This window comes from Leclercia tamurae, assembly GCF_025566055.1.
Lineage (GTDB): Bacteria > Pseudomonadota > Gammaproteobacteria > Enterobacterales > Enterobacteriaceae > Enterobacter > Enterobacter tamurae.
Genome location: NZ_JAMHKS010000074.1, coordinates 301,003 through 320,981, shown reverse-complemented (window position 1 = coordinate 320,981; position 19,979 = coordinate 301,003). Strand labels below are relative to the sequence as shown.

General features: G+C 56.0%; 22 protein-coding genes, 1 tRNA gene and 2 rRNA genes. 10 read left to right on the top strand and 15 right to left on the bottom strand.

Features of this window, described 5'->3' with window-relative positions; translation table 11 throughout:
• From M8318_RS14615 to M8318_RS14600, 4 genes are all read left to right on the top strand, one after another.
• A 23S ribosomal RNA gene (locus tag M8318_RS14615) occupies window positions 1-1,405 on the top strand; the annotation flags it as partial.
• Window positions 1,406-1,501: 96 nt separating this feature from the next.
• A 5S ribosomal RNA gene (gene rrf / locus M8318_RS14610) occupies window positions 1,502-1,617 on the top strand.
• A gap of 198 nt (window positions 1,618-1,815) precedes the next feature.
• A complete protein-coding gene (locus M8318_RS14605) occupies window positions 1,816-2,157 on the top strand; it encodes a DUF1971 domain-containing protein (RefSeq protein ID WP_032614074.1) in 342 nt (113 codons plus the stop codon).
• Between the two features lie 80 nt (window positions 2,158-2,237).
• A complete protein-coding gene (locus M8318_RS14600) occupies window positions 2,238-2,429 on the top strand; it encodes a hypothetical protein (protein ID WP_262663330.1) in 192 nt (63 codons plus the stop codon).
• 79 nt (window positions 2,430-2,508) lie between these two features.
• Here the strand turns inward: M8318_RS14600 and M8318_RS14595 are convergent.
• Together M8318_RS14595 and M8318_RS14590 are read right to left on the bottom strand one after the other, a co-directional pair.
• Window positions 2,509-2,584 (bottom strand) — tRNA-Phe (locus M8318_RS14595).
• A 95-nt stretch (window positions 2,585-2,679) separates the two neighbouring features.
• Window positions 2,680-3,390, bottom strand: a complete 711-nt coding sequence (locus M8318_RS14590) for a DUF554 domain-containing protein (protein ID WP_262663329.1) — start codon at window positions 3,388-3,390, stop codon at window positions 2,680-2,682.
• Between the two features lie 397 nt (window positions 3,391-3,787).
• Between M8318_RS14590 and M8318_RS14585 the strand changes: the two genes are divergently transcribed.
• Window positions 3,788-5,923 (top strand): ornithine decarboxylase, encoded by a 2,136-nt coding sequence (locus tag M8318_RS14585; RefSeq protein ID WP_262663328.1) that lies wholly within the window; start codon window positions 3,788-3,790, stop codon window positions 5,921-5,923.
• 37 nt (window positions 5,924-5,960) lie between these two features.
• Here the strand turns inward: M8318_RS14585 and M8318_RS14580 are convergent, their stop codons facing one another.
• The 4 genes from M8318_RS14580 to mutY form a co-directional block, all read right to left on the bottom strand.
• Window positions 5,961-7,220, bottom strand: a complete 1,260-nt coding sequence (locus M8318_RS14580; protein WP_106994336.1) for a nucleoside permease — start codon at window positions 7,218-7,220, stop codon at window positions 5,961-5,963.
• Between the two features lie 238 nt (window positions 7,221-7,458).
• The gene (mltC, locus tag M8318_RS14575) at window positions 7,459-8,538 is read right to left on the bottom strand and encodes a membrane-bound lytic murein transglycosylase MltC (RefSeq protein ID WP_262663327.1); all 1,080 of its coding nucleotides are present in this window, start codon (window positions 8,536-8,538) and stop codon (window positions 7,459-7,461) included.
• A gap of 102 nt (window positions 8,539-8,640) precedes the next feature.
• Window positions 8,641-8,913 carry an oxidative damage protection protein gene (locus tag M8318_RS14570; RefSeq protein WP_032613973.1) on the bottom strand — a complete coding sequence of 91 codons (273 nt, stop codon included), beginning with the start codon at window positions 8,911-8,913 and terminating at the stop codon, window positions 8,641-8,643.
• A gap of 25 nt (window positions 8,914-8,938) precedes the next feature.
• A complete protein-coding gene (gene mutY, locus M8318_RS14565) occupies window positions 8,939-9,991 on the bottom strand; it encodes an A/G-specific adenine glycosylase (protein WP_262663326.1) in 1,053 nt (350 codons plus the stop codon).
• A 144-nt stretch (window positions 9,992-10,135) separates the two neighbouring features.
• On the opposite strand from mutY, the gene trmB reads away from it, so the two are divergent.
• Genes trmB through M8318_RS14550 form a run of 3 tightly spaced genes read left to right on the top strand, consistent with a single transcriptional unit; the run spans window position 10,136 to window position 11,953 of the window.
• Window positions 10,136-10,855: a tRNA (guanosine(46)-N7)-methyltransferase TrmB gene (gene trmB, locus M8318_RS14560; RefSeq protein ID WP_106994339.1), complete on the top strand. Its 720-nt coding sequence runs from the start codon at window positions 10,136-10,138 to the stop codon at window positions 10,853-10,855.
• On the top strand, window positions 10,855-11,181 hold the full coding sequence (locus tag M8318_RS14555) for a YggL family protein (protein WP_106994340.1): 327 nt from the start codon (window positions 10,855-10,857) through the stop codon (window positions 11,179-11,181). Before trmB ends, M8318_RS14555 begins: the two co-directional genes overlap by 1 nt.
• A 52-nt stretch (window positions 11,182-11,233) precedes the next feature.
• On the top strand, window positions 11,234-11,953 hold the full coding sequence (locus M8318_RS14550; protein WP_262663325.1) for a YggN family protein: 720 nt from the start codon (window positions 11,234-11,236) through the stop codon (window positions 11,951-11,953).
• A 51-nt stretch (window positions 11,954-12,004) separates the two neighbouring features.
• Here the strand turns inward: M8318_RS14550 and hemW are convergent, their stop codons facing one another.
• From hemW to M8318_RS14525, 5 genes are read right to left on the bottom strand one after another with little or no spacing between them, the layout of a single operon-like run.
• Window positions 12,005-13,147 (bottom strand): radical SAM family heme chaperone HemW, encoded by a 1,143-nt coding sequence (hemW, locus tag M8318_RS14545; protein ID WP_262663324.1) that lies wholly within the window; start codon window positions 13,145-13,147, stop codon window positions 12,005-12,007.
• Window positions 13,140-13,733, bottom strand: coding sequence for an XTP/dITP diphosphatase (locus M8318_RS14540; protein WP_262663323.1), 594 nt, complete (start codon window positions 13,731-13,733; stop codon window positions 13,140-13,142). Before M8318_RS14540 ends, hemW begins: the two co-directional genes overlap by 8 nt.
• A gap of 3 nt (window positions 13,734-13,736) precedes the next feature.
• Window positions 13,737-14,033 (bottom strand): DUF167 family protein YggU, encoded by a 297-nt coding sequence (gene yggU / locus M8318_RS14535; protein ID WP_225758101.1) that lies wholly within the window; start codon window positions 14,031-14,033, stop codon window positions 13,737-13,739.
• Window positions 14,030-14,596, bottom strand: coding sequence for a YggT family protein (locus tag M8318_RS14530; RefSeq protein WP_106994345.1), 567 nt, complete (start codon window positions 14,594-14,596; stop codon window positions 14,030-14,032). The genes yggU and M8318_RS14530 overlap by 4 nt, the downstream gene beginning before the upstream one ends.
• 21 nt (window positions 14,597-14,617) lie before the next feature.
• Window positions 14,618-15,319, bottom strand: a complete 702-nt coding sequence (locus M8318_RS14525; protein ID WP_262663322.1) for a YggS family pyridoxal phosphate-dependent enzyme — start codon at window positions 15,317-15,319, stop codon at window positions 14,618-14,620.
• Window positions 15,320-15,336: 17 nt separating this feature from the next.
• Here M8318_RS14525 and M8318_RS14520 point away from each other — a divergent pair, with 17 nt between their 5' ends.
• Entirely contained in the window at window positions 15,337-16,314 is a 978-nt protein-coding gene (locus M8318_RS14520) for a type IV pilus twitching motility protein PilT (RefSeq protein WP_262663321.1), read from the top strand.
• A gap of 96 nt (window positions 16,315-16,410) precedes the next feature.
• Window positions 16,411-17,100: an IclR family transcriptional regulator domain-containing protein gene (locus M8318_RS14515; protein ID WP_262663320.1), complete on the top strand. Its 690-nt coding sequence runs from the start codon at window positions 16,411-16,413 to the stop codon at window positions 17,098-17,100.
• A gap of 38 nt (window positions 17,101-17,138) precedes the next feature.
• On the opposite strand, the gene ruvX is transcribed toward M8318_RS14515, so the two are convergent.
• The 4 genes from ruvX to rsmE all read right to left on the bottom strand — a co-directional run bounded on the left by ruvX (window position 17,139) and on the right by rsmE (window position 19,902).
• Entirely contained in the window at window positions 17,139-17,555 is a 417-nt protein-coding gene (ruvX, locus tag M8318_RS14510) for a Holliday junction resolvase RuvX (RefSeq protein WP_262663319.1), read from the bottom strand.
• Window positions 17,555-18,115 (bottom strand): YqgE/AlgH family protein, encoded by a 561-nt coding sequence (locus tag M8318_RS14505; protein WP_032613928.1) that lies wholly within the window; start codon window positions 18,113-18,115, stop codon window positions 17,555-17,557. The genes ruvX and M8318_RS14505 overlap by 1 nt, the downstream gene beginning before the upstream one ends.
• 88 nt (window positions 18,116-18,203) lie before the next feature.
• Window positions 18,204-19,151 (bottom strand): glutathione synthase, encoded by a 948-nt coding sequence (gshB, locus tag M8318_RS14500; RefSeq protein WP_106994351.1) that lies wholly within the window; start codon window positions 19,149-19,151, stop codon window positions 18,204-18,206.
• Window positions 19,152-19,170: 19 nt separating this feature from the next.
• Window positions 19,171-19,902 carry a 16S rRNA (uracil(1498)-N(3))-methyltransferase gene (gene rsmE / locus M8318_RS14495; RefSeq protein WP_262663318.1) on the bottom strand — a complete coding sequence of 244 codons (732 nt, stop codon included), beginning with the start codon at window positions 19,900-19,902 and terminating at the stop codon, window positions 19,171-19,173.
• Window positions 19,903-19,979: the final 77 nt, after the last annotated feature.

The following is a 19,979-nucleotide window of genomic DNA, read 5'->3' as shown; positions in this document are numbered from 1 at the left end:
CTTATTCAACGCTGAGGTGTGATGACGAGGCACTACGGTGCTGAAGCAACAAATGCCCTGCTTCCAGGAAAAGCCTCTAAGCATCAGGTAACATCAAATCGTACCCCAAACCGACACAGGTGGTCAGGTAGAGAATACCAAGGCGCTTGAGAGAACTCGGGTGAAGGAACTAGGCAAAATGGTGCCGTAACTTCGGGAGAAGGCACGCTGATGGTAAGTGAAGCGACTTGCTCGTGGAGCTGAAATCAGTCGAAGATACCAGCTGGCTGCAACTGTTTATTAAAAACACAGCACTGTGCAAACACGAAAGTGGACGTATACGGTGTGACGCCTGCCCGGTGCCGGAAGGTTAATTGATGGGGTTAGCGGCAACGCGAAGCTCTTGATCGAAGCCCCGGTAAACGGCGGCCGTAACTATAACGGTCCTAAGGTAGCGAAATTCCTTGTCGGGTAAGTTCCGACCTGCACGAATGGCGTAATGATGGCCAGGCTGTCTCCACCCGAGACTCAGTGAAATTGAAATCGCTGTGAAGATGCAGTGTACCCGCGGCAAGACGGAAAGACCCCGTGAACCTTTACTATAGCTTGACACTGAACACTGGTCCTTGATGTGTAGGATAGGTGGGAGGCTTTGAAGCGTGGACGCCAGTCTGCGTGGAGCCAACCTTGAAATACCACCCTTTAATGGCTGGTGTTCTAACGTGGACCCGTAATCCGGGTTGCGGACAGTGTCTGGTGGGTAGTTTGACTGGGGCGGTCTCCTCCTAAAGAGTAACGGAGGAGCACGAAGGTTAGCTAATCCTGGTCGGACATCAGGAGGTTAGTGCAATGGCATAAGCTAGCTTGACTGCGAGAGTGACGGCTCGAGCAGGTGCGAAAGCAGGTCATAGTGATCCGGTGGTTCTGTATGGAAGGGCCATCGCTCAACGGATAAAAGGTACTCCGGGGATAACAGGCTGATACCGCCCAAGAGTTCATATCGACGGCGGTGTTTGGCACCTCGATGTCGGCTCATCACATCCTGGGGCTGAAGTAGGTCCCAAGGGTACGGCTGTTCGCCGTTTAAAGTGGTACGCGAGCTGGGTTTAGAACGTCGTGAGACAGTTCGGTCCCTATCTGCCGTGGGCGCTGGAGAATTGAGGGGGGCTGCTCCTAGTACGAGAGGACCGGAGTGGACGCATCACTGGTGTTCGGGTTGTCATGCCAATGGCATTGCCCGGTAGCTAAATGCGGAAAAGATAAGTGCTGAAAGCATCTAAGCACGAAACTTGCCCCGAGATGAGTTCTCCCTGACTCCTTGAGAGTCCTGAAGGAACGTTGAAGACGACGACGTTGATAGGTCGGGTGTGTAAGCGCAGCGATGCGTTGAGCTAACCGATACTAATGAACCGTGAGGCTTAACCTTACAACGCCGAAGCTGTTTCGGCGGACTTGAAAGACGATTTTCAGCTGATACAGATTACATCACGTTGCCACAGGGCAGGGTGATAAACAGAATTTGCCTGGCGGCTGTAGCGCGGTGGTCCCACCTGACCCCATGCCGAACTCAGAAGTGAAACGCCGTAGCGCCGATGGTAGTGTGGGGTCTCCCCATGCGAGAGTAGGGAACTGCCAGGCATCAAATAAGCAAAAAGCCCATCCTCCCGGATGGGCTTTTTGCGTTGCGGCGGGAAAACCCGCCGGGCGGCACTGCGTTTGCCCGGCCTACAAGCTATTCACCCATCCTTCCATGTAAATGAGATTTATTATCAATAATTCTTTACAGGTAGACTATAAAGATGTATTTTAAATGCATGTTTAAAGCCGGAGGTAATTATGAGCCATCACAGAATCCCTAAAAACTGGACCATCAAACGTTCAACTCCCTTTTTTACTAAAGACAATGTCCCTGCCGCGCTTCTGAGCCATCACAACACCGCAGCCGGTATCTTTGGCCAGCTCTGTGTAATGGAAGGCACGGTGACCTACTACGGTTTCGCCAATGAAGAGGCGACAGAGCCAGAAGTGAAAGTTGTGATTAACGCAGGAACCTTTGCGACCAGCCCACCCCAGTACTGGCACCGTATTGAGATGACCGACGATGCACAGTTCAATATCAATTTCTGGGCCGAACCGGCATTCTCCGGTGATGAAGTCTACAGCGCGAAAAAGGCATAATCCCGATGCTCCCTTATCCCTGAGGGAGCCCCTTCATACGGTGTGAAAGCGTTATGATTAATTTCTTCAGGAACTCTTCAATGCAGGCGGACTACGGTGAGCAGGAGTGTTGCGCAGAGCCGTCTCTGCTGCTCGTGGCAGAATATCAGGAGTATCTTTTTAACGACTGTATCGCGCGTGGACAGCGAGGAGAGAGTAAATATACGCTGGACTATACTGAAGACGTCAAAGCCTGCTACGAAGCCTGTATGGCGCAAATTACCCGTCAGTAGATCTATTGGTCGAACAGGGAAGGGATTTATAGCTTTCCAAAAGCAAAAAACCAGCCCGTAGGCTGGTTTCTTTAAATAGTGGTGCCCGGACTCGGAATCGAACCAAGGACACGGGGATTTTCAATCCCCTGCTCTACCGACTGAGCTATCCGGGCAACGGGGCGAATTAAACCCGATCTGCCTTGTGCCGTCAACGGAATTTGTTGATTTCGTTACTGACCGCACACTCTGTCGCCAGTTTGCTGCTATCTCAGGCAAAAAACGCGGTCCACAGAGCAGAAAGCGGCATGGCGATCACCAGCGCAGGCAGCATATTTACCACCGCAAACATCTTAATTCCACAGATCCGCAGCCCGGTTGCCAGCAGCAGCAGGCCGCCTACCGCGGTGAAGTCCGCCATCATCGCCGGGGTGGTCAGGGGTAAAATCAGTGTGGCACAGGTGGCGAGGGCGAGCTGGATAAGCAGCATCGGCACGCAAATCGCGGCAACCGCGATACCCAGGGTGGTCGCAAAAATCGTGGCGGTGAAGAAATCGAGGAAGGCTTTGGCGATCAGGATGCTGGGGTCGCCGGTCATCCCCTCCTGCATCGAACCAAAGATCCCGGTACCGCTGGCGCAAAACAGTATGATGATGGCGACATAGTTCTGAATATAGGCGTCGTGGCCACCGGCTGTCTGTTTACCGCGCGAGAGCAGATCCTTCGCTTTGCTGACGGCCCCGTTAATTCCCTTCTCCAGATAGCAAAACTCCCCGATCAACGCCCCGAGCAGGGTTGCCAGCACCATCACCGGCAGGTTGGCGCACTTGATGACCAGCAGAATACCAATTCCCAGTGAGGCCAGGCCGAAGATTGAGGGCATTGAGGAGCGAATACGCTCCGGTAAGCGCTGGCTGAGCACGGCGCCAAGAACGCCGCCCAGCAGCACGGCTCCCGCATTAATGAACGGTCCAATAACCACTGTGAACTCCTGTTATTTACTCATTGATATTGCATTATTATTACTCTTTTCAGTGAGTAATCGCCAAGTGTAATCCCATTTTTTGCATAATGATTCCCTGTTGCGCCTCCTGGCGAAAGGTGACATTATTGCGCGAATTTTCTCCTCTCAGACACGGGGCCGCCAATGAACCGACTCTCTCTCGCTTCGCGACTCCCCGACCGTATCGCCATTTTCTGGTCTACGCTCACCATGCGGTGAGGGTAACGCAGGCTCACTGCAGGACAACAGTAAAACCAGACGCGTTCTGCTTTTACTGATGTCTGGCGGTCGGAGCTGAACTCCGGTCAGACACATTCGTTGGGCAGGGGGACTCCCTGTCCGGGGCTTTTCTCGCCTTGCACGGGTATTTGCGCTTATGAAATCAATGAAAATTGCCGCCAGCCGCGAGCTGGCGTCCGCCTTGTCCACGCACCGGGAAGTGGTGACGCTGGATAACACAGATTTTACGGATGTGGCGGCAGTCGTCATTACCGTCGCTGACAGTCACAGCGGCATCCTCGCGTTACTCAAACGCACCGGCTTTAACCTGCCCGTATTGATGTTCTCGTCACAGCCTGTTGCAACGCCTGCGGGTGTCGATGCGGTGATCGACGGCAAGGCGCAGGAGTGGTTAGAGCTGGAAGCGGCGGCCTGTCGCTATGAAGAGAACCTGCTGCCGCCGTTTTTCGACACCCTGAGTCAGTATGTGGCGATGGACAACAGCACTTTTGCTTGTCCAGGACACCAGCACGGCGCGTTCTTTAAGAAACACCCCGCCGGACGCCAGTTCTTCGATTTCTTTGGCGAGAACGTCTTTCGTGCCGATATGTGCAACGCCGACGTGAAGCTGGGCGATCTGCTGATCCATGAAGGTTCCGCCAAACATGCGCAAAAGTTCGCGGCGAAGGTGTTCAATGCTGACAAGACCTATTTCGTCCTTAACGGCACCTCGGCCGCCAACAAGGTAGTGACCAATGCGCTGCTGACCCGCGGCGATCTGGTGCTGTTTGACCGCAATAACCATAAATCTAACCACCATGGGGCGCTGATTCAGGCCGGGGCTACGCCGGTCTATCTCGAAGCGGCGCGTAACCCGTTTGGCTTTATTGGCGGCATCGATGACCGCTGCTTTGACGAGACCTATCTGCGGGAGCTGATCCGTGAAGTCGCTCCGGAAAAAGCCCGTGAAGCGCGTCCGTTCCGCCTGGCGGTGATCCAGCTCGGCACCTATGACGGCACCATTTATAATGCCCGAAAGGTGATCGACAAAATCGGTCAGCTGTGCGACTACATCCTGTTTGACTCCGCGTGGGTGGGTTACGAGCAGTTTATCCCGATGATGGCCGACAGCTCGCCGCTGCTGCTGGAACTCAACGAGAACGATCCGGGGATCTTTGTCACCCAGTCGGTGCACAAGCAGCAGGCCGGGTTCTCCCAGACCTCGCAGATCCATAAAAAGGATAACCATATCCGCGGCCAGGCGCGTTTCTGCCCGCATAAGCGCCTCAACAACGCCTTTATGCTGCACGCCTCTACCAGCCCGTTCTACCCCCTGTTTGCGGCTCTCGACGTTAACGCCAAAATCCATGAAGGGGAGAGCGGACGTCGGCTGTGGGCTGAGTGCGTAGAGCTGGGGATCGAAGCGCGTAAGGCGATTATTGCCAACTGCAAAATGATTAAGCCGTTTATCCCGCCAGAAGTGGCCGGTCGTCCGTGGCAGGATCATCCTACCCATGCGATTGCCAGCGAACTGCGCTTCTTCAGCTTTGAGCCGGGGGCGAAATGGCACGGCTTTGAAGGCTATGCCCGGGAGCAATACTTTGTCGATCCGTGCAAGCTGCTGCTGACCACGCCGGGCATCGATGCTGAAAGCGGGGAGTACACCGACTTTGGTATCCCGGCGACCATTCTGGCGCACTACCTGCGCGAGAAAGGCATTGTCCCGGAGAAGTGCGATCTCAACTCCATTCTCTTCCTGCTCACCCCGGCGGAGAGCGCAGAGAAGATGGCGCAACTGGTGGCAATGCTGGGCCAGTTTGAACAGCACATCGAAGACGACACTCCGCTGGCCGATGTCCTGCCGACCATCTGGAAGAAGTATCCGGTGCGCTATCGCGACTACACCATTCGTCAGCTCTGCCAGGAGATGCACGATCTGTACGTTAGCTTTGACGTGAAGGATCTGCAGAAAGCGATGTTCCGCAAAGAGAGCCTGCCCACCGTGGCGATGAATCCGCAGGATGCTAACCAGGCCTTTATTCGCGGTAACGTCGAGCTGGTGCGCATCAGTGAAGCCGAAGGGCGCATTGCGGCAGAAGGCGCGCTGCCATACCCGCCAGGCGTACTGTGCGTTGTGCCGGGCGAACTGTGGGGCGGGGCGGTACAGCGTTACTTCCTGGCGCTGGAAGAGGGCGTCAATTTGCTGCCCGGTTTTTCACCGGAGTTACAGGGCGTTTACAGCGAGAAGGATGCGGACGGGATTAAGCGGTTGTACGGCTATGTACTGAAGTAAAAAAATCCCCCCTCCGCCAGGAGGGGGGACTTACAGATTAATGCGCGACAGTAGTCTGCGCACCTGTTGGCGTACGAACATGTTTGTACTTGAACAGCACCATGAACGCGAAGGCCAGAACCAGTGAGTAGCCGGCAAAGATCAGCCACACCGGCTGCCAGTCAGTAATACCGTTGGTGGTATACATCTCCACAACCTTACCGCTCACCACACCGCCGAGAATACAGCCGAAGCCGTTGGTCATCATCAGGAACATACCCTGGGCGCTGGCACGGATTTCCGGACGAACCTCTTTTTCCACAAACACCGAACCGGAGATGTTGAAGAAGTCGAAGGCGCAGCCGTAGACAATCATCGACAGCACCAGCAGCACGGTACCGAAGGCTGACGGGTCGCCGTAGGCAAACAGACCGAAGCGCAGCATCCACGCGAAGATACTGATCATCATCACGTTCTTAATGCCGTAGCGGCTCAGGAAGAACGGGATGGTCAGGATGAACAGCGTTTCGGAGATCTGTGAAATCGACATCATCACCGACGCATGCTCAACGATAAAGCTTCCGGAGAACAGCGGGTCGTTATCGAAGCTGTGCAGGAAGGTGTTGCCGAACATATTGGTGATCTGCAGCTCCGCACCCAGCAGCATGGAGAAGATAAAGAAGATCGCCATGCGTTTGTTTTTAAACAGCGCGAACGCATCCAGACCGAGCATGGCGCTCCAGCTCTGGTTTTTCTGCTGATTAGAGACCGGAATATGCGGCAGGGTCAGGGTAAACAGTGCCAGCACCAGAGACAGGGCAGCACCGATATAGAGCTGCATGTGGCTCAGTTCGAAGCCGGCGAAGCTCACAGCCCACATCGCCATAATAAAGCCGATGGTGCCCCAGATACGGATCGGTGGGAAGTCCGTCACGATATCCATACCGGCTTCTTTCAGACGGTAGTAGGAGATGGTGTTAATCAGGCCCAGCGTTGGCATATAGGCCAGCGAGTTGAACAGGATCACCAGGAACATCGCCCCCGGCGTCGTGACCTCGGCTGCCATAAACAGCGTACCCGCCCCCACCAGATGGCAAAGCGCATACACCCACTTGGCGCTTATCCATTTATCCGCCACGATCCCGAGCAGCGTCGGCATCAGAACGGCAGCGATACCCAAAGAACTGTAGACCGCGCCGATAGAGGCGCCGTCGAACTTGAGCGTGACAAACATGTAGGAACCGAGCGTGGTTAGCCAGCTCCCCCACAGACAGAACTGCAGAAACGACAAGATTTTAAGCTGCAGCTTAAGGTTCATGTTACTTTCCTCACAAGAGAGCGGGCTGTATGTTGGTGTAGAAACATTTGGGTTTTGTATTTGATGCAATTCTATCAGCGAGTGACGTGATGTTTTGTTACCTCCCGCAAAAAAATGCAATGAACATTAATTTGCAGTTTGGATTGTGATGCAAATAACACTTTCCTATGGATGAGGTCTGGACAGCAGGAGTGAGGCTTTTACCCTCTCCGGGGAGGAGAGGGTAAAAGAGAGATAGCTACTTTCTACGATAGTTCTTTTGCGCCGTATTGACCTTATACAAATAGCGGCGTGACTCGGCGGCGGGGTGGCGGGTGGTCAGGGTCTGGTAAACATCCCCTGGCGACATGCTATTGATAATGCTTGCCGCCTTCACTTTATCGCTGGAGAAGACCCGCAGCACGCTGCCCGCGCCACCGTTATAGGCGGTGATCACCGCATAGCGGCGCGAGGTCGGGTTATCGATACCGCTCAGGTAGACGTTGTTCAGCATCGCCAGATAGGCGGTGCCGGTATCAATGTTACTCGCAGGATCGAACAGATAGCTGCGGCCCGGCATGCCGGATTTCCCCTGCGCGCGGAAGACATCTTTCCCGGCGCTGTGCTGAACAACCTGCATCAGGCCCAGGGCGTCGGAGCGACTCACCGCATACGGGTTAAACGAGGATTCGGTCTGCATAATCGCCAGGATCAGCGACTCATCGACACCGTATTTACGCGATGCCTGGCGTACCATCCCGAAGTACTTGTGCGCACGTTTATCGAGGTGGTTTGGCACCAGGTTAATGGTCACGCTGTAGATAACACGCAGGCCATTGCTGCGGCTTTTCAGGCGTGTCTGCAACAGGTATGTGGCAAAGCTGTTGGCGCGACCTTCCCAGCGAATCGACTGCCCGGTCTGATCCACTACCTGACCATACAGGAACGGCTCTTTCGAGATGGTGGTGTCGTCGGCGTCAGAGTACAGGTCGATTGAGCCCGGATCGTCGCCCATCAGCAGGGTTTTCACGATCGCCTCGCGTAAACGCGCCGCAGGATCGGTTCCGGCGATGGTCTCGATGGTGATGGTACCCTCGTCAAAGTTGATGTGGCTGCGGGTCTGGTAGGCGTCGGTGTACTTAACGTAGTCCTTCGGTCCGGCGATCAGAACCTCGTTAAATCCCCATATGTTTTCGATGTTGTGGGCAAACTGCCCCATCAGAATGTCAAAACCGTTGGTGTCCTTCAACCAGGCTTCGTTATAGCTATCGCCTTTATTACTGGAGGAACACGAAACAAGTAACGGTGCAACAAGAGCAAGCGCTAAAAATTTTTTCATCATTCCGGGAGTGCGTGTTGTGTTGGTTCTGGGGCTGTTTTCGCCGGGTGGCGCTACGCTTACCCGGCCTACAAACCGTAGACCAGGCAAGGCGGCACGATATTATTTTTCTGGGGGTGTATAGCCTTCAATGTGAACGTCTTTGCCTTCAAACAGGAAATTCACCATCTCCTGCTCCAGCTGCTTGCGGTGTTCAACGTTCATCATGTTGAGCTTGCGCTCGTTAATCAGCATGGTTTGCTTTTGCTGCCACTGCGCCCATGCCTCTTTGGAGATCTCGTTGTAGATGCGCTTACCCAGATCGCCCGGATAGAGCTGGAAGTCCTGACCTTCTGCGTCGCGTTGCAGGAAGGTACAAAAAATTGTTCTGGCCATACTGATTCCTCTTTGTCGCCCGGAGCTAAACCATTGCCCCGACACGTAATTGCTGTAACAGGCGCTCTACGGGAGCTGCCAGCCCCACTGACGGCGGTTGCGCTAAGTTATACCAGAGAGCGGTGCCTTCATCCATGCACGCGGTGAATGAGGACACGGGAAGCCACATTGGAACAATATCCAGATGGAAGTGGCTGAAGGTATGGCGAAACGCAGTGAGCTGCACAAGAGTATCGGCAGGGATGCCGCGTTGCGCCAGCCAGTCGCGAAGACTCTCTTCATCTTCAAACTGCGGGAAGCAGAATAAGCCGCCCCATAAACCGCTTGGTGGACGCTGGGCGAGATAGACAGTCTCCTCATGCTGCATCAGCAGAAAATAGCCGGTGCGCTCGGGCAGCGTCTGCTTCGGTTTTTTACCGGGATACTGTGCCCAGCTGTGGTTGGCATAAGCCACACACAGATTATTCAGCGGACAGAGTTCGCATTTGGGTTTGGAGCGGGTGCAGACCATCGCGCCTAAATCCATCATCGCCTGGTTAAAGCGTTCAACGCCGTTAGCAGGGGTGACCGCTTCGCTGATTTCCCACAGGCGCTTCTCTACCTCTTTCTTGCCCGGCCAGCCGCCTACAGCATAACAGCGAGCCAGCACGCGCTTCACGTTACCGTCGAGAATAGGGAAGTGTTTACCCAGCGAGAGGGAGAGGATCGCGCCGGCGGTGGAGCGCCCGACGCCCGGCAGGGCGGCGACTTCATTAAAGGTTTCCGGGAATTTTCCGCCGTGCAGCGATACCACTTGCTGGGCGGCTTTATGCAGATTGCGGGCGCGGGCATAGTAGCCGAGCCCGGTCCATAGATGCAGCACCTCATCAAGGGGGGCGTTCGCCAGATCGGTCACGGTGGGAAAACGCGCCATAAAGCGCTCAAAGTAGGGGATAACGGTAGTGACCTGCGTTTGTTGCAACATCACCTCAGAGAGCCATACTTTATAAGGCGTTTTTTCAGTTTGCCAGGGCAGGGTTTTACGCCCGTATTTGTCGTACCAGTCCAGCACCTGGGCTGAAAAATGAGAGGCTTGCATGGTCTTCGCTTCGCGATATCAGGGACGCAGATTGCAGCACAGAGGCCTGCGGCTGTAAACCGGATCTTTCCCATGCTTGCATCCCATCATTAACTTTGGATAATGCCCGTTTCCCGAACATTCTCACAAGCAGACTACTCTTTTATGAAAAACGACGTCATATCACCGGAATTTGATGAAAACGGTCGCCCGCTGCGCCGTATTCGCAGCTTTGTCCGCCGTCAGGGTCGCCTGACAAAGGGGCAGCAACACGCGCTGGATAACTACTGGCCGGTGATGGGCGTGGAGTTCACCGAACAGCCGCTCGATTTCGTTGAGCTGTTTGGCCGCGACGCGCCGATTACGCTGGAGATCGGTTTCGGTATGGGCGCTTCACTGGTGACCATGGCAAAAGCGCGTCCGGAGCAGAATTTCCTCGGCATTGAGGTTCACTCCCCGGGCGTGGGCGCGTGTCTGGCAACGGCCCATGAAGAGGGCGTTGAGAACCTGCGGGTGATGTGTCATGACGCGGTGGAAGTGCTGCACAAGATGATCCCTGACAATTCTCTGAACATGGTTCAGCTCTTTTTCCCTGACCCATGGCACAAAGCACGTCATAATAAACGCCGTATCGTTCAGGCTCCCTTTGCTGAGCTGGTAAAAAGCAAACTGAAGCTGGGTGGCGTTTTCCACATGGCGACCGACTGGGAACAGTATGCGGAGCATATGCTGGAAGTGATGTCAGCGCTCGACGGGTATAAGAACCAGTCGGTGAGCAACGATTATGTGCCGCGTCCTGACTCACGTCCGGTAACGAAATTTGAACAGCGTGGCCATCGTCTTGGTCACGGTGTATGGGACTTAATGTTCGAGAGGGTGAAATAATGGCAAAGAACCGTAGTCGTCGTCTGCGTAAGAAAATGCACATCGAAGAATTCCAGGAAATTGGTTTTTCGGTGGCATGGCGTTTCCCGGAAGGCACCAGTGTAGAAAAAATTGATGAAGACGTGGATGCCTTCATTAACGAAGTCATCGAGCCGAACAAGCTGGCGTTTGACGGCAGCGGCTACCTGGCGTGGGAAGGTTTGATCTGCAAACAAGAGATCGGCCAGTGCACCGAAGAGCATCAGGCTATCGTGCGTAAGTGGCTGGAAGACCACAAATTCGAAGAGGTACGCGTCAGCGAACTTTTCGACATTTGGTGGGACTAATAGAGCATAAGGGGCCAGCAATTGCTGGCCCGTTTTGTCTGAGGGAGAATATATGATGCGCAAATCGCTGCTCGCTGCGGCTTTAATGACCACGGCTCTGACCGCTCACGCAGATTACAAATGCGAAGTCACGCCGCGTGACGACGTGATCCTGAGCCCGCAAACCGTGCAGGTAAAAGGTGAGAACGGTAATCTGGTGATCACCCCGGATGGCAACGTCATGTTTAACGGCAAGCAGTATCAACTGAGCGCAGCCCAACGTGAACAGGCAAAAGATTACCAGGCCGATCTGCGCAGCGCGCTGCCGTGGATCGACGAAGGCGCTCTGACCCGCGTGGAAAAAGGCCGTGTCGCGCTGGATAAGATCATCGCCAAAGAGGTGGGGGAGAGCAGCAATATGCGCTCGCGCCTGACCAAACTGGACGCCCAGCTAAAAGAGCAGATGAACCGAATTATTGAGCATCGTACCGATGGCCTGACGTTCCACTATCAGGCCATCGATCAGGTGCGTGCCGATGGCCAGCAGCTGGTAAATCAGGCGATGGGCGGCATTCTGCAGGACAGCATCAACGAGATGGGTGCCAAAGCGGTGCTCAAAGGCGGCGGCAACCCGCTGCAGGGCGTGCTGGGTAGCCTGGGTGGCCTGCAAACCTCGATTCAGAACGAGTGGAAGAACCAGGAAGCGGATTTCAAAGCGTTCGGCAAAGACGTGTGTAAACGCGTGGTGTCGCTGGAAGAGAGCCGCAAGGGGCTGGTGGGATCGCTGAAGTAGGTTTGTATCCACTCCCTGTTCCGGGAGTGGATAGTCTGATGGCTCTTTTTTTCAGGACTCTTCGGCGAGGAACAGCTCAAGCAGGGAGTTTAAGAAAAGTTTGCCATGCTCGGTGATCTGCCAGAACTCATCGCATTCGGTCAGGTATCCCTGCGCCAGCGCCTCGTCAATCTGCGGGCGAATCACCGACTCCGGTAATCCGGTATACAGCGCAAACTCCGCGCGCGGCGCGGCTTCCAGCAGGCGGAAGCGGTTCATAAAGAACTCAAACGGCTTATCTTCGGCTTCGACGTCGTGCTGGCGCTCCAGATAACGTCCCTCCATATAGCCACGCGGGTGACGCGTTTTGGCGGTACGCAGAATACGTCCGTCCGGGAAGGTCACTTTGCCATGGGCGCCGCAGCCAATGCCCAGATAGTCACCAAAACGCCAGTAGTTCAGGTTGTGCTGACACTGGTAGCCCGGCTTCGCATAGGCCGAGGTTTCGTACTGCTGATACCCGGCGGCGGTCAAAAGCCTGTGGCCCTGCTCGAAAATATCCCACAGCGCGTCGTCATCAGGCAGCACTGGCGGGCGCGAACCAAACAGCGTGTTCGGCTCAATGGTCAGCTGATACCATGAGAGGTGCGGCGGGTTCAGCTCAATGGCCTGACGCAGATCGTCCAGCGCTTCCTCCAGGGACTGATCCGGCAGGCCGTGCATCAGGTCGAGGTTAAAGCTGCGCAGGCCCAGCCCGGTCGCCAGGTGTGCGGCGCGCTTAGCTTCACCCGGGCCATGAATACGTCCCAGACGCTTTAACTTCGGCTCGCTGAAGCTCTGGACCCCAATGGAGATCCGGTTGACCCCGGCGCGCTGATACTCGACAAAGCGATCGGCCTCAACCGTACCCGGATTGGCCTCCATGGTAATTTCTGCATCCGCTGCCAGATTGAGGCGCGCACGCACGCCATCCAGCAGCGTCTGCATCGCCGGGCCTGAGAGCAGGCTCGGCGTACCGCCACCAATGAAGATAGTCTTAACTTCACGTCCCTGCGCGTAAGCTACGTCGGCGTCCAGATCGGCAAGCAGATGCTGAACGTAATCGTCATGAGGCACTTCGCCTTTCAGCGCATGCGAGTTGAAATCGCAGTACGGGCATTTCTGCACGCACCACGGGATGTGAATATAAAGACTCAGAGGTGGCAAATTAGCCATTACGTAACGCTTCCAGTAACAGTTTCAGTGCGCGCCCACGATGGGAAATCGCGCTTTTTTCGACGCGGGTCAGCTCCGCAGCGGTCTTGCCCTCAGACGGGACAAAGAAAATCGGGTCGTAGCCAAAGCCGCCGTTGCCTGCCGCTTCGCGGGCGATCACACCCGGCCAGCTGCCGTGACAGACAATCGGCGTAGGATCATCGGCATGGCGCATATAGACCAGCACGCAGTGGAACTGCGCCTTGCGCCGATCATCCGGTACATCCTTAAGCGCTTCCAGCAGCTTTTCGAGGTTCTGCTGATCGCTGGCATCGACGCCGGAATAGCGGGCGGAGTAGATCCCCGGCGCCCCCCCCAGCACGTCCACAGCCAGACCAGAGTCATCGGCGATAGCCGGCAGACCGGTAACCTGCGCCGCGTGGCGTGCCTTCAGAATGGCGTTTTCAATAAAGGTCAGGCCGGTCTCTTCGGCAGAGTCCACGCCCAGCTCGGTTTGTGCAACTACATCCAGACCGAAATCATTTAACAGCGAGGCCAGCTCGCGCACCTTACCGGCATTACCGGTAGCGAGAACAACTTTTTGCATGTGTTAATCCTGTTGTATCAGAGCCGCGACTTCCGTCGGGATTTGTTGCGGGTTCAGAATTTTGACCTGCTTATGGCGCCCCAGTTCACCCTTCTCGAGAAGCACCTGGCTTTTCGCCACGCGAAACTGTTTTGCCAGATACTTCACCAGATGGGCGTTCGCCTGGCCATCCACAGGAGGGGCGGTGATGGCGACTTTTACTTCGTCGCCATGCAGCCCGACAATGGAGTCACGGCTGGCTTTCGGCTGAATATACAGCCGTAAAACCAGCCCGTCGGCGCAGGTGCTGACAGCACTCATAACGCCATCCACAGCCCCGGCAGCAGAATGTTGCCCGTGGACTGCAGCAGTTCAGCGATACCCATGTTGAGCACATACAGCAGCAGCACGAGGATCATTGGGGAGAAGTCGATCCCGCCCATGGCAGGTAGCAGGTTACGGATCGGACGCAACAGCGGTTCGGTAAGCTGAATCAAAGAATATTCCACCGGGCTGCGGCCCCGGCTGACCCAGCTCATGATCGCCATCACCATCAGCACCCAGAACACCAGCAGGCCGATCGTTTTCAAGAGGATCAACACCGCCGCGATCCAGATGATCGGCTGGAAGGTGATGACCATAAACAGCACGATCGCTTTCACCACGCACAGGATCAGCGCAACCAGCAGTGAGGCACTGTCAATAGGGCCCATCGGCGGGATCACCCGGCGTAGCGGGCCGATGATCGGCTGGGTCACTTTGACGACAAACTGTGAGAAGGGGTTGTAAAAATCACAACGAGCCCACTGCATCCAGACGCGAAGCAAAAGCACCATCGTATACAGTTCAATGACGGTTGAGAGCAGGAAGGTCAACGTCTTCATGGCGTTCCTCAGGTTTCCTTATTATTGGGTGTAATCGCGCGCACCGAAAATTGCTGTGCCGATGCGCACCATGGTGCTGCCAGCCGCAATCGCGGCAGCCATATCGTCCGTCATGCCAAGTGAAAGCGTGTCGACCGTTGGGAAGCGTGTTTTAAGCGCCTCAAATGCTACAGCCATTTGCCGGGCGACGGCAAACTGCCTGTCGTAATCTGACTCCGGGGCCGGGATCGCCATGAGTCCGCGAAGCGTCAGGCCGGGCAGCGCCGCTACCTGATCCGCCAGCTGATCCAGTTCTTCCAGAGCAATACCTGACTTGCTGTTTTCGTCGCTGATGTTGATTTGAATCAGTACGTTAAGCGGTGGCATCTCTGCCGGACGCTGCTCGCTCAGACGGCTGGCGATGCGCAGCCGATCGACGGTATGACACCAGTCGAAATGCTCCGCCACCAGTCGGCTTTTGTTCGACTGTAAGGGGCCGATAAAGTGCCACTGCAGATCCGCGGTGCCTTTTTCCCGGAAGTGGCGGATTTTTTCCACCCCTTCCTGCACGTAGTTTTCACCGAACATGCGCTGGCCTGCATCAATTGCTTCTGCGATGGCGCTCGCAGGTTTGGTTTTACTGACTGCAAGCAACGTAACTTCTTCTGAAGCACGGCCGCAACCTGTTGCCGTGGCTGAGATTTTGTTCCTGACCTGTGCCAGGTTATGCGCAATGTCGTTCATTTTCCGAGGATCATTAAATGGATATGGAAGAAATTGTGGCCCTTAGTGTAAAGCATAACGTGTCGGATCTACACCTGTGCAGTAACGCACCACCGCGCTGGCGGCGACGAGGGAAGATGGAGTTCGCTCCTTTTCCGGGGTCGGACGTCGTGATGCTGCTGAAAAGCTGGCTTAGCGACGAACAGCAGGGGGCATGGTGCGCTCAGGGGCAGGTGGATTTTGCCGTCGCCCTGGAGAGCCACCGGCTGCGGGCCAGCGCCTTCGCCCATACACAAGGGTGCTCGCTGGCGCTCCGGCTGCTGCCGGAACAGTGCCCACAGCTGCGTACCCTGGGCACGCCGCGGGCGATCCCCGAGCTGCTGACCAGCGATAACGGCCTGATTCTGGTGACCGGGGCCACCGGCAGCGGCAAGTCCACCACGCTGGCGGCGATGGTCGACTTTCTCAATCACCACAGCGACGGGCATATCCTGACGCTCGAAGATCCGGTGGAGTTCATCCATCAGAGCAAGCGCTGTCTGGTGCAGCAGCGGGAGATCGGCCTGCATTGCCCTTCCTTTGCCGATGCGCTGCGGGCGGCGTTGCGTGAAGATCCCGATGTGATCCTGCTGGGCGAGCTGCGCGACAGCGAGACGATCCGCCTTGCGCTCACCGCCGCAGAGACCGGGCATCTGGTGCTGGCGACTCTCCATACCCGCGGCGCGGCCCAGGCGATAGAGCGGTTGGTGGATGCCTTCCCGGCCGACGAGAAAGAGCCGGTACGTAAGCAGCTGGCGGGTAGCCTGCGGGCGGTGCTGGCGCAAAAGCTCGAAAGGGATAACCAGCAGGGGCGTGTTGCGCTGTTTGAGTTACTGGTTAATACCCCCGCGGCGGCAAACTTAATCCGTGAAGGTAAAACCTTCCAATTGCCGGGCGTGATCCAGACCGGGCTGCAGGCCGGTATGCAGAACTTCGAGCAGAGCCGTGCTGAGCGCAGGGCGCAGGGGCGGCTTTAATGCGCGGGCTTACGGCAGAGAATGATTTTCACGGCCTTGTATACTTATGTATGGGCGGTAAAATCGAGCCTCTGATTGCACACATTGAAAGCGACTATGTCATCACAACCGAACCAAAGTCTTATCGACGGCATTCGCTGTCTGCAATATCTGGTTTCCAGCGGTCGCGCCATCGGTTGCCGTGAACTCGCGCGGCTGATGGGGATCAATACCACCCGTGTGAACCGTTTGCTGATGACCATGGCCTCTATTGGCCTGACCATGCAGGACGAGCACCGACGCTATCTGCCAGGCCCCGGTATCCATGCCCTGGCGGCCCAATCAATCCGCGGCTCCGAGCTCTTCTCCCGCGCCTTGCCCCGGCTGGAGCGCGATGCGCCACGCGATATTGTGGTGGCGCTGGGCGTGCTGTGGGAGGACCAGGTGATCTATATCTGGCACTCGGTGCCCGGTAGCCAGACCACCCAGGCGCTGGCCGGTTTCCATATGCTGCCTGCCTGGCAATCGGTAATTGGCATGTCGCTGCTGGCGAGTGAGACGGACGAGGCGCTGATGCCGCGCTTTACGCCAGAACAGTGGCAAAATCTCGCCCCGCATGTAGCCCAGCAGCGCCAGCAGGGGCGTGTGATCTGGCACCATGATGATGGCGAAGTGTCGATGGCATTACCGGTGGGCGCTCATCATGCCGCGCTGGCCTTTGCCGGGATGTGGAATATCGACGATGAGACCGTCCGGACGCGTCTGGCTGAACTAACGGCGCTCAACGCCACGTTGCTGGAAGCATAAGACGTATTTGCCCGGGGAGCCGGGCAAAGGGAAGGGGATCAGTAACCCTGCTCGAAGAAGCTTTCGAGGATAATCACCGCTGAGGCGGAATCGACGCTGCCTTTGCTGAGCGCACGAAAACCGCCGTGCTCAAACAGCCCGGCGCGGGCTTCTACCGTGCTCAGTCGTTCATCATGCAGCTTAATCGCCACGCCAAAACGGCCATGAATTTTATTGGCAAAATTTCGCGCCCGTGCCGTCAACGGCTGCTCGGTGCCATCCATATTCAGCGGCAGCCCGACAATCACTACCTCCGGCTGCCACTCTTTCAGCAGCCGCTCAATCAGGTTCCAGTCCGGGGTGCCGTTTTGCGCCTTCAGCGCCGTCAGTGGACGAGCGGTGCCGGTGATGCGCTGGCCGATCGCCACGCCGATACTTTTAGTGCCGAAATCAAACGCGAGAAGCGTGCTGCTCATCAGGCATGCCCCGCTACGCCAGGCATGGTCTGGATATCAATGCCAATCAGTTTTGCCGCATCACGCCAGCGATCGGCGATAGGGGTTTTAAACAGGATGTTTAAATCTGCCGGAGCCGTCAGCCAGGCGTTATCGAGGATCTCCTGCTCAAGCTGGCCTTTTTCCCACGAGGAATAGCCGAGCGCCACCAGCACATCAGCAGGCTGCTTTTCTGTGCCCAGGGTCTCCAGCACGTCACGGGAGGTGGTGATCACGGTATTGTCAGAGATACGGATACTGGAGGAGAACCCTGGCGGCGTATGCAGGATAAAGCCGCGATCTTCTGCCAGCGGGCCGCCGAGCATCACCGCTTTATCGAGGCGAATTTCAGGAACACGTTCGTCCTGGGAAATTTTTAATTTTTCCAGAATGCCTTCAACAGTAAGATTTTCCAGCGGTTTATTGATAATGATACCCATCGCGCCATCTTCGCTGTACTCGCAGATGTAAACGACCGCACGACGGAAAATGGGATCCTGGAGAGCAGGCATGGCAATCAGAAAGTGATGCTGTAAATTCATTGTCAGAGGTTCTGTTTCCTGGTTTAAAAAGCGACAGCACCCAGTATGCGGAGAAAGCTGAGTACTGTCACTAATAGTATTGGTTAGGTTACTGCTTCAGACGTTTTTCGATCGCATCCATCAGCATGCCGGTAATCGACACCGGGAATTCTGCTTCGATTTCGCGAATACAGGTCGGACTGGTGACGTTCACTTCTGTCAGACGATCGCCGATGATGTCGAGGCCAACAAAGATCAGCCCTTTGGCTTTTAACATCGGGCCGACGCGGCGGGCAATTTCCCAGTCGCTTTCGGTCAGCGGACGCGGTTCGCCACGGCCACCGGCCGCCAGGTTACCGCGGGTTTCGCCGCCCTGCGGAATACGCGCCAGGCAGTACGGCACCGGCTCACCGTCCACCACCAGCACGCGCTTGTCGCCGTCGACAATGGCCGGGATATAGTTCTGCGCCATGCAGTAGCGGGAGCCGTGCTCGGTCAGGGTTTCGGCGATCACGCCGAGGTTCGGGTCGCCCTCTTTAACGCGGAAGATAGATGCGCCACCCATGCCGTCCAGCGGCTTCAGGATGATATCGCCGTGTTTCTGCCAGAAGGCTTTCAGCTGCGTTTTGCTACGCGTCACCAGCGTCTCTGGCGTCAGGTCGGAGAACCAGGCGGTGTAGAGCTTCTCGTTGCAGTCGCGCAGGCTCTGCGGTTTGTTGACGATCAGCGTCCCTTTCTCTTCTGCGCGCTCAAGAATATAGGTACAGTAGATGTATTCGGTGTCGAACGGCGGGTCTTTACGCATCAGGATGACGTCGAGTTCGGCCAGGGGCAGATCCTGCTCGGAACCGAACTCGTACCATTTATCGTAATTCTGCTCGACGTTGACGATGCGGGTGCGCGCACGCGCTTCGCCGTTAATCAGGTACAGGTCGCTCATCTCCATATAGTGGAGCTGGTAGCCGCGACGTTGTGCTTCCAGCAGCATAGCGAAGCTGGAATCTTTCTTGATATTGATGCTTGTGATGGGATCCATCACGATGCCGAGCTTGATCATTGTCTTCTCCGTTAATGCTTCAACCTAAATCGCCAAAACGCACCTGCAGGGCAGTGATGGCGGTTAGCGCGGTGGTCTCAGTACGCAGAACGCGGGGTCCCAACAGAATATCAGTAAACTGGTAGCGTGCGGTCATGGCGATCTCATCCGCCGACAGACCGCCTTCCGGGCCAATCAGCAGCCGCACGCGCTCAACCGGCAGCGGCAGGGTGTTGATGCTGGCGCTGGCGCGGGGATGCAGGTTGAGCTTCAGACCCTGCTCCTCTTCCGCACACCAGGCTTCCAGATCCATTGCCGGGCGGATCTCCGGGACCCGATTGCGGCCACACTGTTCACAGGCAGCAACGGCGATTTTTTGCCACTGCTGGAGCTTCTTATTCAGACGTTCGGCATCCAGTTTAACGCCGCAGCGCTCAGAAAAAAGTGGCGTAATGAGGCTTACACCCAGTTCGATCGATTTCTGGATAGTGAATTCCATTTTTTCGCCGCGCGACATCACCTGGCCTAAATGGATATGCAGCGGCGATTCACGATCGTCGATTTCGCCACGCAAGATATTCACCTGCACGCTTTTTTTATCGGCACGGGTAATTTCCGCTTCAAACACCTGGTTTGAACCATCAAACAGCTGAATCGCCTGACCCGCGCCCATGCGCAGCACACGGCCAACGTGGTTGGCGGCCTCTTCAGACAGGGCAATTTCACTGCCAGCGGCGATCAATTCAGTATGATAAATACGAGGAACACGCATAGTTAAGAAGTCCGTCAAGAGCTGAGTCCCCGGCACATTCTGTCCCTCTCCCCTGTGGGGAGAGGGTTAGGGTGAGG

Bases quoted from the DNA above. Each gene is read 5' to 3' on its own strand.
- M8318_RS14605 (WP_032614074.1), top strand. From the start codon at position 1,816: ATGAGCCATCACAGAATCCCTAAAAACTGGACCATCAAACGTTCAACT.
- M8318_RS14600 (WP_262663330.1), top strand. From the start codon at position 2,238: ATGCAGGCGGACTACGGTGAGCAGGAGTGTTGCGCAGAGCCGTCTCTG.
- M8318_RS14585 (WP_262663328.1), top strand. From the start codon at position 3,788: ATGAAATCAATGAAAATTGCCGCCAGCCGCGAGCTGGCGTCCGCCTTG.
- M8318_RS14580 (WP_106994336.1), bottom strand. From the start codon at position 7,220: ATGAACCTTAAGCTGCAGCTTAAAATCTTGTCGTTTCTGCAGTTCTGT.
- mltC (WP_262663327.1), bottom strand. From the start codon at position 8,538: ATGAAAAAATTTTTAGCGCTTGCTCTTGTTGCACCGTTACTTGTTTCG.
- M8318_RS14570 (WP_032613973.1), bottom strand. From the start codon at position 8,913: ATGGCCAGAACAATTTTTTGTACCTTCCTGCAACGCGACGCAGAAGGT.
- mutY (WP_262663326.1), bottom strand. From the start codon at position 9,991: ATGCAAGCCTCTCATTTTTCAGCCCAGGTGCTGGACTGGTACGACAAA.
- trmB (WP_106994339.1), top strand. From the start codon at position 10,136: ATGAAAAACGACGTCATATCACCGGAATTTGATGAAAACGGTCGCCCG.
- M8318_RS14555 (WP_106994340.1), top strand. From the start codon at position 10,855: ATGGCAAAGAACCGTAGTCGTCGTCTGCGTAAGAAAATGCACATCGAA.
- M8318_RS14550 (WP_262663325.1), top strand. From the start codon at position 11,234: ATGATGCGCAAATCGCTGCTCGCTGCGGCTTTAATGACCACGGCTCTG.
- hemW (WP_262663324.1), bottom strand. From the start codon at position 13,147: ATGGCTAATTTGCCACCTCTGAGTCTTTATATTCACATCCCGTGGTGC.
- M8318_RS14540 (WP_262663323.1), bottom strand. From the start codon at position 13,733: ATGCAAAAAGTTGTTCTCGCTACCGGTAATGCCGGTAAGGTGCGCGAG.
- yggU (WP_225758101.1), bottom strand. From the start codon at position 14,033: ATGAGTGCTGTCAGCACCTGCGCCGACGGGCTGGTTTTACGGCTGTAT.
- M8318_RS14530 (WP_106994345.1), bottom strand. From the start codon at position 14,596: ATGAAGACGTTGACCTTCCTGCTCTCAACCGTCATTGAACTGTATACG.
- M8318_RS14525 (WP_262663322.1), bottom strand. From the start codon at position 15,319: ATGAACGACATTGCGCATAACCTGGCACAGGTCAGGAACAAAATCTCA.
- M8318_RS14520 (WP_262663321.1), top strand. From the start codon at position 15,337: ATGGATATGGAAGAAATTGTGGCCCTTAGTGTAAAGCATAACGTGTCG.
- M8318_RS14515 (WP_262663320.1), top strand. From the start codon at position 16,411: ATGTCATCACAACCGAACCAAAGTCTTATCGACGGCATTCGCTGTCTG.
- ruvX (WP_262663319.1), bottom strand. From the start codon at position 17,555: ATGAGCAGCACGCTTCTCGCGTTTGATTTCGGCACTAAAAGTATCGGC.
- M8318_RS14505 (WP_032613928.1), bottom strand. From the start codon at position 18,115: ATGAATTTACAGCATCACTTTCTGATTGCCATGCCTGCTCTCCAGGAT.
- gshB (WP_106994351.1), bottom strand. From the start codon at position 19,151: ATGATCAAGCTCGGCATCGTGATGGATCCCATCACAAGCATCAATATC.
- rsmE (WP_262663318.1), bottom strand. From the start codon at position 19,902: ATGCGTGTTCCTCGTATTTATCATACTGAATTGATCGCCGCTGGCAGT.